This window comes from Stappia sp., assembly GCF_040110915.1.
Taxonomy (GTDB): domain Bacteria; phylum Pseudomonadota; class Alphaproteobacteria; order Rhizobiales; family Stappiaceae; genus Stappia.
This window is the reverse complement of record NZ_CP157793.1, coordinates 2,019,574-2,034,230: the sequence shown is the minus strand read 5'-3', so window position 1 is coordinate 2,034,230 and position 14,657 is coordinate 2,019,574. Positions and strand designations below refer to the sequence as shown.

At 68.7% G+C, this 14,657-nt stretch carries 10 protein-coding genes; 3 read left to right on the top strand and 7 right to left on the bottom strand.

Annotated features, from left to right (window positions below; all coding sequences use genetic code 11):
- Window positions 1-41: 41 nt before the first annotated feature.
- Together ABL312_RS08915 and prfB are read left to right on the top strand one after the other, a co-directional pair.
- Entirely contained in the window at window positions 42-2,501 is a 2,460-nt protein-coding gene (locus ABL312_RS08915; protein ID WP_349361025.1) for a penicillin-binding protein 1A, read from the top strand.
- Window positions 2,502-2,660: 159 nt separating this feature from the next.
- A protein-coding gene (gene prfB, locus ABL312_RS08910) for a peptide chain release factor 2 (protein WP_349361024.1) occupies window positions 2,661-3,792 on the top strand; the annotation gives its coding sequence in 2 pieces (ribosomal slippage) (window positions 2,661-2,729 and window positions 2,731-3,792; 1,131 coding nt in all).
- 100 nt (window positions 3,793-3,892) lie between these two features.
- On the opposite strand, the gene phnE is transcribed toward prfB, so the two are convergent.
- The 6 genes from phnE to bcp form a co-directional block, all read right to left on the bottom strand.
- On the bottom strand, window positions 3,893-4,738 hold the full coding sequence (phnE, locus tag ABL312_RS08905; RefSeq protein ID WP_349361023.1) for a phosphonate ABC transporter, permease protein PhnE: 846 nt from the start codon (window positions 4,736-4,738) through the stop codon (window positions 3,893-3,895).
- A gap of 146 nt (window positions 4,739-4,884) precedes the next feature.
- The gene (gene phnD / locus ABL312_RS08900; RefSeq protein ID WP_349361022.1) at window positions 4,885-5,889 is read right to left on the bottom strand and encodes a phosphonate ABC transporter substrate-binding protein; all 1,005 of its coding nucleotides are present in this window, start codon (window positions 5,887-5,889) and stop codon (window positions 4,885-4,887) included.
- A 44-nt stretch (window positions 5,890-5,933) separates the two neighbouring features.
- Complete coding sequence (phnC, locus tag ABL312_RS08895) at window positions 5,934-6,806, bottom strand: phosphonate ABC transporter ATP-binding protein (RefSeq protein WP_349361021.1); 873 nt, start codon at window positions 6,804-6,806, stop codon at window positions 5,934-5,936.
- 189 nt (window positions 6,807-6,995) lie between these two features.
- Window positions 6,996-8,384: a M23 family metallopeptidase gene (locus ABL312_RS08890; RefSeq protein WP_349361020.1), complete on the bottom strand. Its 1,389-nt coding sequence runs from the start codon at window positions 8,382-8,384 to the stop codon at window positions 6,996-6,998.
- Between the two features lie 202 nt (window positions 8,385-8,586).
- Complete coding sequence (locus ABL312_RS08885) at window positions 8,587-9,438, bottom strand: ferritin-like domain-containing protein (RefSeq protein ID WP_349361019.1); 852 nt, start codon at window positions 9,436-9,438, stop codon at window positions 8,587-8,589.
- A gap of 113 nt (window positions 9,439-9,551) precedes the next feature.
- Window positions 9,552-10,022 (bottom strand): thioredoxin-dependent thiol peroxidase, encoded by a 471-nt coding sequence (bcp, locus tag ABL312_RS08880; RefSeq protein WP_349361018.1) that lies wholly within the window; start codon window positions 10,020-10,022, stop codon window positions 9,552-9,554.
- A gap of 292 nt (window positions 10,023-10,314) precedes the next feature.
- On the opposite strand from bcp, the gene ABL312_RS08875 reads away from it, so the two are divergent.
- Window positions 10,315-13,623: an AsmA-like C-terminal domain-containing protein gene (locus ABL312_RS08875; protein WP_349361017.1), complete on the top strand. Its 3,309-nt coding sequence runs from the start codon at window positions 10,315-10,317 to the stop codon at window positions 13,621-13,623.
- Window positions 13,624-13,655: 32 nt separating this feature from the next.
- Here the strand turns inward: ABL312_RS08875 and ABL312_RS08870 are convergent, their stop codons facing one another.
- A complete protein-coding gene (locus tag ABL312_RS08870) occupies window positions 13,656-14,378 on the bottom strand; it encodes a VIT1/CCC1 transporter family protein (RefSeq protein ID WP_349361016.1) in 723 nt (240 codons plus the stop codon).
- Between the last annotated feature and the right edge of the window lie 279 nt (window positions 14,379-14,657).

Sequence of the window (14,657 nt, the reverse complement as noted above, 5' to 3'; positions counted from 1 at the left end):
GCGGCGCGCCGAGACAATTCAGGGGCAAACGAGCCGGGTTCATGAAAGTTCTTATCAAACTCTTCGGCTATCTCTTCGGCATCGGCGCCGTCATGGGGCTGCTGGTGGCGGCCGGGGTGTGGGTCTACCTCCAGGAAATGAGCGACGACCTGCCGGATTACACGACGCTGAAGAACTACGAGCCGCCGGTGATGACCCGCGTGCACGCGGCCGACGGCCAGCTGATGGCCGAATATGCCCGTCAGCGGCGTCTGTTCCTGCCGATCCAGGCCGTGCCGGAGCTGCTCAAGCAGGCGTATCTGTCGGCCGAGGACAAGAACTTCTACTCCCATCTCGGCGTCGATCCGGAAGGCATCGCACGTGCCGCGTTCAACTACGTCAGGAATTACGGCTCTGGCCGTCGTCCGCAGGGCGCGTCCACCATCACCCAGCAGGTGGCGAAGAACTTTCTGCTGACCAACGAGGTGTCGATCGAGCGCAAGGTGAAGGAAGCCATCCTGGCGCTCAGGATCGAGCAGGCCTACACCAAGGACGAGATCCTCGAGCTCTATCTCAACGAGATCTACCTGGGCCTCGGTGCCTATGGCGTGGCGGCGGCGTCGCTCCTCTATTTCGACAAGTCGGTGCATGAACTGACGCTCGAGGAGGCGGCCTATCTCGCCGCGCTGCCCAAGGGGCCGAGCAACTACCACCCGTTCCGCCAGCGCGAGCGCGCCATCGAGCGGCGCAACTGGGTCATCGACCGGATGGTGCAGAACGGCTTCGTCGACTCGGCGGCCGGCGAGGCGGCCAAGGCGCGTCCGCTGGATGTGACCCCGCGCTCGCGCGGCTCCCAGCTTCTCGCTTCGGAGTATTTCGCCGAGGAAGTGCGCCGCCGGATCGCCGACATGTACGGCGAGAAGCGTCTCTATGAAGGCGGCCTGTCGGTGCGCTCGACGCTCGATCCCGAGCTGCAGGCCAAGGCCCGCAAGGCGCTGATGGACGGGCTTCTGGCCTTCGACCGCCGGCGCGGCGGCTGGCGCGGACCGGTCACGACCATCGAGCTGGGCGCCGGCGACTGGGGCGCGGCGCTCGCCGAGGTCGACAGCTACTCCGACATCCCGGAATGGCGTCCCGCCGTGGTGCTGGCCGTGTCCGACGATGCGGCGGAGATCGGGCTCCAGCCCGAGCGGCTCGTCAGCGGCGAACTGTCCACCGAGCGTCCGCGCGCCACGCTGCCCTTCGACGGCATGAAGTGGGCGCGGGTGAGCGGCCGCGCGCCGCGCAGCGCCAACGATGTGCTCGATCCCGGCGATGTGGTCTTCGTCGAGGCGGTGGACGGCCCGGCCGGTCCGCAGTACGAGCTTCGCCAGTTTCCGGAAGTGTCCGGCGCGCTCGTCGCCATGGACCCCTACACGGGGCGCGTGCTGGCGATGGTCGGCGGCTTCTCCTTCGACAAGAGCGAGTTCAACCGCGCCACGCAGGCCTATCGCCAGCCGGGATCGGCGTTCAAGCCGTTCATCTATGCGGCCGCGCTGGACAATGGCTACACGCCGTCGAGCGTCGTCATGGATGCGCCGGTTGAGATCAGCCAGGGGCCGGGTCTGCCGACCTGGAAGCCGCAGAACTATGGCGGCAAGTTCTACGGGCCCTCGACGCTTCGGCTCGGCATCGAGCTTTCGCGAAACGTGATGACGGTGCGGCTCGCGCAGGACATGGGCATGCCGCTCGTTGCTGAATACGCCAAGCGCTTCGGCATCTACGACGACATGATGCCGGTGCTGTCGATGTCGCTCGGCGCGGGCGAGACGACCGTCATGCGCATGGTCACCGCCTATGCGATGATCGCCAACGGCGGACGTCAGGTCACCCCGACGCTGATCGACCGCATTCAGGACCGCTACGGCAAGACCGTCTTCCGTCACGAGGAACGCATCTGCGAGACCTGCGCGGCCGACAGCTGGCAGGGGCAGGAAGAGCCGGAGCTCATCGACAATCGCGCCCAGGTGCTCGACCCGATGACCGCCTATCAGATCACCTCCATGATGGAAGGCGTGGTGCTGCGCGGCACGGCCACCAAGGTGCAGGCGGTCGGCCGTCCGGTCGCCGGCAAGACCGGCACCACCAACGACGAGAAGGATGCCTGGTTCGTCGGCTTCACGCCGGACCTGACCGTCGGCGTCTTCGTCGGCTACGACACGCCGAAGCCGATGGGGCGCGGCGCGACCGGAGGCCAGGTGGCGGCGCCGATCTTCACCGCCTTCGTCGAGGACGCGCTGGCCGACCAGCCGCCGGTGGAATTCCGTGTGCCCAAGGGGCTGCAGCTCATTCCGATCAACCGCCGCACGGGCCTGCGCGCCGCGGCCGGCACGCCGGGCACCATTCTGGAGGCGTTCAAGCCGGGCACCGCCCCGCCGGACGAATATTCGATCATCGGCTTTCAGGACGATGTCGGCATTCCGCGCACGGTCTCGCCGGAAGCGGGGCAGGCGGTGATGACGGGCACCGGCGGGCTCTACTGAGCCTGCCGCCGTGGCCCTCTGTCGGATCGGGGTGGCAAGGTTTGCAGTGCCTCGCCCGATCCACTAAGGTCCGCCGCCGAAGCAGGGGCCGACCGGCCCCTCAGCCTTCACCCGTCGCATTTTCCGACTGCAGTTTCACCGAACGAAAGAGGACACACGATGCGTGCCGAAACCCAGGCCGTGGTCGACGAAATCAAGCAGGCCATAAGCCTGCTGAGGAGGCATCTTTGACTGGGATCAAGCGATTGCCAGACTGGATGAACTGAACGCGGCCTCCGAGGACCCCACCCTGTGGGACGATCCCGCGCGGGCCCAGAAGCTGATGCGCGAGCGCCAGCAGCTCGACGACGGCATCAATGGCGTGCGTGCGCTGGAAGCCGATCTGCGCGACAATCTCGAGCTCATCGAACTGGGCGAGATGGAAGACGACGGCGATGTCGTCGGCGAGGCGGAAGCGGCCCTCAAGGCGCTCAAGAGCGATGTACAGCGCCGGCAGATCGCCTCGCTGCTGTCCGGCGAGGCCGACGGCAACGATGCCTATCTCGAGATCAACGCCGGCGCCGGCGGCACCGAAAGCCAGGACTGGGCGAGCATGCTTCTGCGCATGTACACCCGCTGGGCGGAAAAGCGCGGCTACAAGGTCGAGACGCTGGAGATGCACGACGGCGAGGAGGCGGGCATCAAGTCCGCGACCCTCAAGATCCGGGGCGAAAACGCCTATGGCTGGCTGAAGACGGAGTCGGGTGTGCACCGCCTGGTGCGGATCTCGCCCTATGACAGCCAGGCGCGCCGGCATACGAGCTTCGCCTCGGTGTGGGTCTATCCGGTCATCGACGATTCGATCGAGATCGAGGTCAACGAAAGCGACTGCCGCATCGACACCTATCGCGCGTCCGGCGCGGGCGGCCAGCACGTCAACACAACCGACTCGGCGGTGCGCATCACCCACCAGCCGACCGGCATCGTGGTGCAGTGCCAGAGCGAGCGCTCGCAGCACAAGAACCGGGCGAGCGCTTGGTCGATGCTGAAGGCACGGCTTTACGAGCTGGAGCTGCAGAAGCGCGAGGAGAAGGCCAATGCCGACGCCTCCGCCAAGACGTCGATCGGCTGGGGCCACCAGATCCGCTCCTACGTGCTGCAGCCCTATCAGCTGGTGAAGGACCTGCGCACCGGCACGGACAGCACCAGTCCGTCCGACGTGCTCGACGGCGACCTGGACAAGTTCATGGAAGCCACCCTTGCGCAGCGCGCCTTCGGCGGCGCGCCGGCCGAGGTCGAGGACGTGGAGTAGGCGGGGACGGCTTTTGCCGGACATGAAAACGGGGCGAGCCGCGGATGTGCGGTTCGCCCCGTTTTCGTTTGAAGCGGTGTCGGCGTCGGCCGTCGCGTTGCTAGATCAGCATCTTGCGCAGACGACTGGAGATCATGTCGATCACCGACACGGTCACGACCATGACGATGATGATCGCGCTTGCTTCCTCGAAGCGGAAGCCCTTGAAGGCCTCGTTGAAGGTGAAGCCGATGCCGCCGGCGCCGACGATGCCGAGCACGGTGGCGGAGCGCACGTTGGTCTCGAAGCGGTAGAGCGAGAAGCTGGACCACAGCGGAATGACCTGCGGGATCACGCCGTAGATGATCTCCTGCAGCCGGCTGGCGCCGGTGGTGCGGATGCCCTCCACGGGGCGTTCGTCGATGGCCTCGACGGCCTCGGAGAACAGCTTGGAGATGATGCCGAGATTGTGCACGAAGATGGCGAGCACGCCCGGAAGCGGACCGAGGCCGACGACGGCGACGAAGAGCACCGCGAACACAAGGTCGTTGATCGCGCGGCTTGCATCCATCAGCCGGCGCATCGGGAAGACGATCCAGGCCGGGGCGATGTTGTTGGAGGCGAGCAGCGCCATCGGCGCGCCGAAGATGATCGACAGCACCGTGCCCCACAGCGCGATCTGAACCGTCTCCAGCATCTTGCGCAGATAGAGGTCGAGATCCGAGAAGTCGGGGCTCAGGAACTGGGCGATCATGCTGTCCAGGAAGTCGTTGCCCTGGAACAGACGGACCCAGTTGTTCATCTCCGTCGGGTAGTAGGACAGCGCCAGAAGAAGCATGATCACGCCGAGAATGACGGCGGTGCGGGCGATGTTTCCCCACTGCGGGCGCATCTGGGCGCGCACGGCCTCCGACAGGGCGTCGGAGGACAGGAGGGGGGCATCGATCCGGCTGTGTTGGGCGGTCATGCGCCGGTTTCCTTGTTTCATGGCGGTCGGCCCGTATCGCTTGACGGCGGCGGGCCCGCGAAAGAGACGGGCCGCGAGATCGTCGCGGCCCGCCGGAAGCTTTGGTCAGGGGGCGCTGCGGCGCGGGGCCGGAGCGCCGGACGGGCTCAGTAGCCGCCCTGGCCCACGACCTTGGCCTGCTCGGCAAGGTCGGCGAGCAGCGCTTCGGCGGCCTTGATGGCGTCCGCGTCGCCTTCGGCCTCGGCCTTCAGCTTGGCCTTGAACGCCTCGATCTGGCGCACGTCGAGCAGCTGGGCGTCGGAGGAGGCGAGGAACGGGCCCCAGCCGTCGGACAGGTTGGCGAGGATCTCGCGCTCGCGCTTGACCTTTTCCATGTCGCCGAAGCGGCCGTACTGCATGAAGAAGTAGTAGATCTTCTCCTTGGCGGCCTGCGGCAGGTCCTTGCGCCACACCATCGGATCGGACGGGATCAGCGGCGAACGCCAGATTTCCTTGATGCCGGCGGCCGCGTCCGGGTTGGACTTGGCGAGACGGGCGTAGATGGACTCGGTGTTGTTGGTGGCGACGTCGACCTGACCGGCGGCGACCGCCAGCGCGTTGCCTTCATGGTTCGACGAGGTCACGCGTGCGAAGCACTCTTCCGGCGTCGTGCCGTTCAGCGCCCACACGTAGTAGCCGGGGATCGCGAAGCCCGAGGTCGAGTTGGGATCGCCGTTGCCGAAGGTCAGCGTCTTGTCGCACTTCAGCACGTCTTCCAGAGAGTTCAGCGGGCTGTCCTTCTGGGTGATGAGCAGCGAGTGGTAGCCGCGCGAGCCATCGTCCTTGATGGTCTGGGCGAAGACTTCGCCGCCGGCCTTGTCCACGGCCTGGATCGCGGACTTGTTGCCGAACCACGCGACGTCGACCTGCTTGGCACCCATGCCGGCGATCACGCCCGCATAGTCGGAGGCGAAGAACGGCTTCACCTCGACGCCGAGCGACTCCGACATGTCGTTGAGGAACGGCATGAAGTTCTCTTCCAGCACCGAGGCGCTTTCGGTCGAGATGATGCCGAAATTGATGACCTCGGGCATCTGGCCCTGGTCTTCGGCGTGCGCGACGCCGGTGGCCGACAGCGCAAGCGCCGCCGCCGTGAGGACTTTCTTGAACATGGACTTCTCCTGCATCGAACCTGTGTCGCCCGTCTGTCGGGGCGTTACGCGTGTTGGACCGCTCTGGCGGCCACGGTGGGGACGGCTTGCGCGGCCGCGCCCCCATGTCCGACCGCACCGACTGCGTCGGCCGGTTCGGTCATGTCGGAGTCCGACAGCAAGTCGCTGCCGTAGAGTGCGGCGAGATCCGCCTTGCTGACGCCGCTCGTCGGGCCGTCGTAGACGAGCTCGCCGTGCTTGAGCGCAATGATGCGCTTGCAATGGCGGAAGGCGTGGTCGATCTGGTGCAGCGAGACGACGACGGTGACGCCGTCCTCGCGGTTGATGCGCGACAGCGTCTCCATCACCGTGTCGGCGGAGGCGGGATCCAGCGAGGCGATGGGCTCGTCGGCGAGGATGAGCCGGGCTTCCTGCGTCAGGGCCCGGGCGATGGCCGCGCGCTGCTGCTGGCCGCCCGACAGCCGCGAGGCGCGGCGATGGGCGAAGTCGACGATGCCGACCCGCTCGAGCGCCTGGAGCGCGCGGATCTTGTCGGAGCGGGTGAAGGCGCCGAAGGTCCCGCGCCAGGCCGGCGTCTTGCCAAGCCGCCCGGCGAGCACGTTCTTCAGCACGCTCAGACGGCTGACCAGATTGAACTGCTGGAAGATGACGCCGACATCGCGGCGCATGCGGCGGGCCTCGGCGGTGCGCCCGCCGTCGCTCTGCACGGTGCGGCCGAAGATCGAGATCGCGCGGTCGTTGCCGCGGTCGATGGTCTCCAGCCCGCAAATCAGACGGATGAGGGTGGACTTGCCCGATCCCGACGCGCCGATCAGCGCGACCATCTCGCCGTCGCCGATGGTCAGCGAGATATCCTTGAGAACCGGTTTGTTGCGCTCGAACGCCTTGCAGACGGAGCGGACTTCGATTGCTGTCATGCGTGGTACTCCTTGCCGCGGGAGGTACGCAAGGAGTGTTGCAGTTGAATGACAGCCGCGCCCGAGCGGAGACCCTCGGGGGAAACTGCGCCGGTTTTCCGGGGGCGCAAATGCGAAAACGGCGCCGTGTGGCGCCGTTTCGGACACGGTGTCAGTGTCTGGCGCCCCTTTTGACGCCAGTGCGCTTCGTCAGTGCTCCAGCAGCGGCTTCAGCGTTTCGCCGGCCCTGAGAAAACGTCCCGGATCCTCCGGACGGTCGTCGATGCGAACCTCGTAGTGAAGATGCGGGCCGGTGGAGCGCCCCGTCGAGCCCACCCTGCCGATGGTCTCCAGGGCGGAGACGGTCTGGCCTTCCTTCACCAGGATGCGGCTCATGTGGGCGAAGCGGGTGACGATGCCGCCGGGATGGCGCAGCTCGACCGACTTGCCGTAGCCGCCGTTGCGGCCGGCGAAGATCACCGTGCCGGGACCCGGCGCGCGGATCGCCGTGCCGCGCGGGGCGCGGAAGTCGGTTCCGGTGTGCATCGCCATGCGCCCGAGGAACGGATCGAGGCGGGGACCGAAATCGGAAGAAATAGGAGCGCCGGCAACGGGCCGTTCGAAGGGAATGCCGCGTGCGGCCTGCTTGATCTGGGCGAGCGTGCCGAGCGCCTGTTCGGCGCGGTGCAGACGCGCGTCGAAGCCGGTGCCGCTCAGCGGCACGAAGGGGCCGCCGAGGTCCGAGCCGGCCGGGATCTGCGGCACGCCGGCAAGCGTCAGGCCGAGCGAATCGGCGGTCGTCTTGATCCGCGCCGCGTCGCGTTCGGCGGTAACCGCGATGACGTCGAGCGCCAGATGCGTTTCCTCGTCCATGCGCTCGAGATCGTGGGTGACGGAGGCGATCAGATCGAGAGAGGCCGCGTCGGGCGCGGCTGCGGTGGCGAGGACCGGAGACGGCGCGTCGGCGCGGGGCGACATGCTGCCAAGGGCGGCCTGATCGCCCGGATTGCCGGCCGGGGCCGGCGGCGCGGCCAGGGGGGCGCCCACCGGGGCGGTCGATGGGGCCGCCGATGGGTCGGCATCCACCGCGGTCTGCGAGCCGCGCAGGTCGAGATCGGGCACAAGCGTGATCGGTTCGGCCTCGCCGCCGATGCCGCTGCCGTCCAGCACGGCGCCGAGGGCCAGCTGCGGATCGGTGCCATCGGGCTTGGTGCGCGGGCGGGGCCCGCCGATCGCCACCCGAATGCCGCTGTCGGCCGCCTTCTGCAGGACGGCGGCGACGCGTGACTGGCGGGTGTCGAGATCGCGCTGGCGCGCCACCACGTCTTCCAGCCGGTCTTCCAGCGAGCGCCGTTCCAGGACGTTTTCGCTGGTCAGCCGGTCGATGCGCGCGCGCAGGGCGGCGATTCGATCCTCGTAGGAGAGCTGCATCTCCGCCTGCTGCTTGGCGGAGGAATGGAGAATGTCGTCGCGCAGCACCAGATAGGCGGTCGCGCCGACATAGCCGACGGCCAGCAGCAGGCCGAGGCCGGTCGCAAGGCCCGCGACCCAGGGCGTCACGGTGAAGCTGCGCACGTGATCGCCCCGGGCGATGATCACGCGGTGCGGCTCCTTGCGTCTGCCGAAGGTGTGGGGAGGAGTGCCTGCCTGTCCCGTCATGCGTCGTCCGACCCGGTTGCTCGATACGCCAGCGCGGGAACTCCCGCGCGATTACTCATGGGTCGGATTAGAAAACATTAAGGTTAACAAATGCTGAGGCCGTGACCGCAGGGGCGCGGACCGAGCCGGGCCCTTGGCCCGTTCAGCCCGTCAGCCGCACGAGCGGGCGATAGAAGCCCGGCGTCAGGCCGGCCTCGGCGCGGGCGCGGTCGTTGAAGGGCGGTTTCAGCCCGCCCTTGAAATGCCGGCGCACCAGGTCCTGAAACCGGCGTTCGGGATCGCGGCCCTCGCGGTCGCACAGGAAGCGGAACCACTTGGCGCCGGCGTCGACGTGGCGTTTCTCGTCGCGATAGATGATGGCGAGAATGTCGGCGGTCGCCGCGTCGCCGAGCCCGCGTGCCTTGTCGATCATGGTCGGGGTGATGTCGAGCCCGCGCGCCTCCAGCACCAGGGGGATCACCGCAAGCCGCGCGGCGAGATCGTGGCCGGTGCTTTCCGCCGCTTCCCACAGGCCGTGATGGGCGGGAAGTGCGCCGTAATGCGAGCCGAGATCGATGAGGCGCTGGCGCAGCAGGGAAAAATGCTTCGCTTCCTCCAGGCCGACGCGCACCCAGTCGTCGAAGAAGGAGCGCGGCAGCGGCCGGTCGGCGAAGCGCCCGACCAGATCCCACGTGAGATCCACCGCGTTGAGTTCGATATGGGCGAGCGAATGCAGCAGGGCGATCCGGCCCGCCTGTCCGCCGATGGCGCGCTTGGGCATGTCGCGCGGCGGCAGCAGAACGGGCTCCGCCGGCCGGCCCGGCTGATCGGGCATCGGCTGGCCGCCGGTGCGGGCGCGCAGCGACAGGCTGCGGGCGAACCAGGCGCGGGCGGTGGCATGGGCAAGCCGCACCTTGGCGTCGAGATCGCTGGCCGCGACAACGGCCCTTGCGCCGGCCGCCAGCGAGGCGGGCGTGGCATCGAGAACATCGGCGCGGGCGGGGGAAACTGGCACGGGGCGGAAACCGGTCGGCTGGAAACGGGAAAGGAAACGCACGCCGGCGTGCGTGTCACCGGCGTGCGTCTCACTGGCATGCCTGTCTCTGGCGTGCGTGACTCCGGTCGAGTCTAGCCGGTCGCCTTGACGGCTTCAAGCACGGCCTCGGCGTGACCGGGCACCTTTACCTTGCGCCAGACCTCGGCAAGCCTGCCTTCGGCATCGATCAGGAAGGTGGCGCGCTCCACGCCCATGTATTTCTTGCCGTACATGTTCTTCTCGACCCACACGCCATAGGCCTCGGCCACCGCATTGTCGGTGTCGGCGGCCAGCATGACGGACAGGTCGTGCTTCGCCTTGAACTTGTCGTGCTTGGCGACCGGATCGGGCGAGACGCCGACGATCACGGCGCCCTCCGCCTCGAAGGCGTCCTTGAGCCCGGTGAAGGCGATCGCCTCCTTGGTGCAGCCCGGCGTGTCGTCCTTGGGGTAGAAATACAGGACGACCGTCTTGCCCCGCAGATCGGAGAGGCGGACGCGTCCGCCGCCATCGGTTTCCATGTCGAAGTCGGGTGCGGGCTGTCCGCGTTCGATATCCGCCATCTTGCCTTCCTTTGGTCACGACAACAGTCAACAAATGCATGTTTCATACGAGCAGGGTCGCTGCGCGGATGCCTGTGCGCCCGCACGCGTCACGCGGTTCCGCGCGACGTCTCGGCTGGCGCGCGGGGGTGATATCATGGCCCCGAATCGCGGACGCTCCGACAGCCGGTTGCCGAGCGTTTCGCGGCTGCCGGCGGCACCCCGAAGGCGCCATCCCGGATGCCCGCCGCGCCGCGATCCGGCCCAGTGTCACAACCGTCAAGCCGCAAGGACCTGACCCCTGTATAGAAGGTTGATCCGTCGGGAAAAACCCCTGCGTACGACGCTGCATCGCCGCCGTTCCCGCTGGCGCGCGGCGCTGGGGCTCGTCACCCTCGCCCTGTTCGTCGCGGTGGGGGCGGGGATCGTCGCCTTCGCGATGCAGGGGCCCGTCTCCGTGCCGGCGCTGGCGCGGATGATCGAGGACCGGGTGTCGCGCGACGAGGTGCGGCTGACGATCGGCGCGGCCACGCTGGATGTGTCGGGCGGCTTTCCGGCGCGGCTTGAACTGGAAAACGCCGCCGTCGAGGTGGCGGGCGAGAGCCCGCTGACCCTGACCCTTCCCCGGATCGTGGTGCCGCTGACGCTCTCCTCGGCGCTGGCCGGAGGGGCGGACCTGAACGAGGTCGTGCTTGAGCAGCCCCGACTGGATCTGCAGCCGGGCGGGGCGGGTCTCGACGGAATCCCCGACATGGCCGATCTGGGCCAGGCGGCGGACCGGATCGCGCGCCTGGCGTTGACGCAATTGTCGGACCGCGGCGTGGAGCGCATCGAGATGCGCTCGGGCGAGATCCTCGCCCGGTCCGGGCAGACCTATCGGGTGAGCGGGATCGACGCGGAGGTGACCCGCGAGGGTGCCGACACCTTGCGCGTGGAGGCCGATGTGGCGGGCCGCGTCGGTCGCTGGGAGGCCACCGCGATCCGCCGCATCGATGCCGAGACGGGTGACCGGCGCATCGCGCTCGACGTGCGCGACATCACGCTCGGCGAGTTTCTGCCGAGCGAGACGCGCATGCGCGCCGGCCGGGGTCTTGGCGTGCCGGCCCGTGCGCGCATGGACCTGGTCCTCGACGCGGAGGGCGCCTTCCGCTCCAACACGCTCGGATTTCTGGTGTCGCCGGGCTGGGTGAACACCGGCAAGACGGTGGTCAGCTTCGACCGGATCGATCTGCAACTCCAGTGGGAGGCCGACCGGCCGGGCTTTCGCATCGCGCCGTCGAGTTATCTGCGCGGCAACACGGCGATCCCCATCGAGGGCATCGTCGAGCCGCCGCGCGACTGGCAGGAGATGTGGTCGTACCGCATCGTGTCGCGGGACGCGCTGCTTGGGCCGAGCGACGTGCCGGGGCCGCCCTTCGCGATGAACAATCTTCTCCTGGAGGGGCGGGCCGATCCGGCCGCGCGCGAGCTGCATTTCGACCGGGTCGCGCTTCGGGCGGGCACCGCGACGATCGACGGCGCGGGATCGCTGCGCCTGGCGGAGGACGGGCCCTATCTCGCACTGGCGATGGAAAGCGGGGCGATGCCGGTGGCAACGCTCAAGCGGCTTTGGCCGATCACGGTGGTTCCGCCGGCGCGGGACTGGGTGATCGAGCACATGCTCGACGGCCGGATCCTGGGCGGGCGCGCGACGCTGGCGCTGCAGCCGCCGGTCTTCGACGTCGACGACCCGCGCCCGGGCTGGTCCGGCGACGACATCTCCGTCGCCATCGACTTCGACAACGTCAGCCTCAAGACGCTGGGCACCGTGCCGGTGGCACAGGCCGTGTCCGGCCGGCTGACGGTCGCCGACGAGATCCTGACCGTCGTCTCCACGGGCGGTGCGATGATCGCCCGGGCCGGGGAGCAGATCGCGCTCGAGGCCGGACGCTTCGCCATTCCCGATCTGCGCAAGCCCGGCATCAAGACGGGCGAACTGGATCTCACGCTGTCCGGGCCCGCGCCCTCGCTCGCGGAGGTGCTCGATGCCGAGCCCTTCGGCGTGCTCACCCGCAACGGCATCGCTCCGGACGATGTGTCGGGGGCGGGCACGCTGTCGCTGGATGCCGCGTTCGAACTCGTCAAGGACGTTCGGATCGAGGATGTCGACTGGCGGCTCACCGGCCGGCTGACGGATTTCACCAGCGCGGCGCCGATCCGTGGTCACGGCATCGCCCGCGCCGATCTCGACGTCGAGGCGGACGCCACGCGCCTCGTCCTGAACGGACGCGGGCGGCTCGACGGCCTGCCGGCGGACCTCGATCTCGTCGTGCCGCTCGGCGAGGGCGGCGACGATGCGGTCGTGGCGCGTCAGGGGGTCGTGATCGACGCGACCGCCGAACAACTCGCCGCGCGGGGCATCGACCTCAGGCCCTTCGTCAGCGGCACGCTGCGCCTGTCGAGCTCCGAGGCCGGCAGCGAGGGCCCCTCCGACGGGCAGGTCTATGACATCGATCTGGGGCGCGCCCGCATCGACCTGCCGCAGGTCGGCTGGAGCAAGGCACCGGGGGTGCCCGCGAGCGCCAGCTTCACGCTGCGCGAGCGCGACGGGCTGCGCGAGGTGCGCGGCTTCCGGCTGACGTCGGAAGGGGTGGACATCGGCGGCAGCCTGACGCTCGGTGCCGACGGCGATCTGCTGAGCGCGTCGCTCTCGCGCTTTGCCCTGCGCCCCAGCGACGACGCGACCTTGCGCGTGGAGCGCCGGAGCGGCGGCTATGAGGTCGATCTGCGGGCCCGCAGCTTCGACGGTCGCGGGCTCATGTCCAGCCTGTCGGGCGGCGGCGACGAGGTAAGTGCGGGCGACGTCGGGCGGTTGCGCATCCGCGCCGATATCGACCGCATGACCGGCTTCAACGGCGTCAGCGTCACCGACCTGAACCTGCGCATGACGCGGGCGGGCGGGCGCCTGCAGGACTTCGCGCTGTCGGGGCGCACCGGCGGGCGCGATGCCTTCGATCTCGCCATGACCGGCGAGGGGCGCGGGCGGGAGGTGTCCGGCACGATCCAGGACACCGGCGCCCTGCTGCGCTTCGCCAATCTCTACGAGCGCATGCGCGGCGGTCTCGGCGTGCTGATCGTCTCGATGCCGGAGGCGACGTCCTGGACGGGAACCTTCAAGGTGCGGCGTCTGGCGATCACCGAGGATCCGGCCATTCGCGCGCTGGCCGAGGCGCCGGTGCGCACGACGCCGCAGCGCCGGCAGCGGGAAACCCTGACCGGTTCGGTCAAGCGCGGCGAGGCCTCCTTCAGCGCGCTCGATCTCGCCTTCGAGCGCAGGGGCGATCTGCTGACCATCACCGAGGGCACCCTGTCCGGCGCCTCCGTCGGCGGAACGGTGGCGGGGCAGGTGAACCTGAAGACCCGGACGCTCGACATGACGGGGACCTTCGTGCCGATCTTCGCGCTGAACAATCTCTTCGCGAAGATCCCGATCCTCGGCTTCGCGCTCGGCGGGGGAACCGACGAGGGGCTGATCGGCGTGACCTACCGGCTGTCCGGCCTGATCTCCGATCCGGTGCTCACCGTCAATCCGGCCTCCGCCATCGCGCCGGGGATCTTCCGCAAGATGTTCGAGTATCGCTGAGGCGTCTGCCCGGGACGCCGCGCGGCGGCGCCTCAGGTGATGATGCGCTCCAGCAGGTATCCGGCGAGCCAGGCGAGCCCCGCGGCGCCCATGCCGATCATGACCGTCTCCAGTCCCGAGCGCAGCCACGACTGGGTCGACCAGATGGATTTCGCCGAGCCGATCGCGAAGAAGACCGCGCCGGTCGCGATGGCGGCTGCCGGGGCGGAGGCGTCCAGCCCCGCGACGAAGGGCACCAGGGGCACGGCGCCGCACAGCACGAAGGCGGAGAAGGTCGCGAGCGCGGCGCGCGCGGGGTCGTGCAGCGTGCCGGACACGCCGTGCTCCTCGGCGAGCATGGTTTCGACCCAGACCTTGCGGCGCGAGGTGATCAGGCTCGTGAGCTGTTCCAGTTCCGGACCGCGATAGCCCTTGGCCTGGAAGATCTGGCGGATTTCCTCTTCCTCGCCGTCGGGTTCGGCGTCGATGTGGCGCTCCTCCATCGCCTTGAGGCGGCGATAGTCGTCATGCTCCGCCTTGGTCCCGGAGTAGTTGGCCGCCGCCATCGAGAAGCCGTCGGCGAGCAGATTGGCGACGCCGAGGATCAGGATCACGCGGGCCGACAGATTGGCGCCGACGCTGCCGGCGACGATGGCGAAGGTGGTGACGGCGCCGTCGATGCCGCCGTAGATCCAGTCGCGCAGATAGCTGACGCGCGGGCCGTCGGCAAGGCGCGCGGCGATGGCCTCGCGGCTGTGGTCGTGTTCCAGACGCATGCGGTGACGATCTCCCTCGGGCGTGCCGGCGCGGTGGACGCGACCGTCCCCACTCACGGCGGTAGCATTTCACGAATGACGCGGGCGGGGAAACCCCGCCGAGGGGGCGAGGGCGTGTCGGCCGGGCCTTTCCACCGGCCCTTGCGCAAGGGGGCCGCCGGTCGGCTCCTGATTTGAGGTGGCCTCGCGAGGGGTGCGCGTGTATAACCCCGACCCACCTGGACGGCGCGCATCGGCCCGCCGCCTCGGAGATGCCGCAGTGTGGCGGCACACTCGACC

Bases quoted from the DNA above. Each gene is read 5' to 3' on its own strand.
- bcp (WP_349361018.1), bottom strand. From the start codon at position 10,022: ATGGCGGATATCGAACGCGGACAGCCCGCACCCGACTTCGACATGGAA.
- ABL312_RS08915 (WP_349361025.1), top strand. From the start codon at position 42: ATGAAAGTTCTTATCAAACTCTTCGGCTATCTCTTCGGCATCGGCGCC.
- ABL312_RS08870 (WP_349361016.1), bottom strand. From the start codon at position 14,378: ATGCGTCTGGAACACGACCACAGCCGCGAGGCCATCGCCGCGCGCCTT.
- phnD (WP_349361022.1), bottom strand. From the start codon at position 5,889: ATGTTCAAGAAAGTCCTCACGGCGGCGGCGCTTGCGCTGTCGGCCACC.
- phnE (WP_349361023.1), bottom strand. From the start codon at position 4,738: ATGACCGCCCAACACAGCCGGATCGATGCCCCCCTCCTGTCCTCCGAC.
- phnC (WP_349361021.1), bottom strand. From the start codon at position 6,806: ATGACAGCAATCGAAGTCCGCTCCGTCTGCAAGGCGTTCGAGCGCAAC.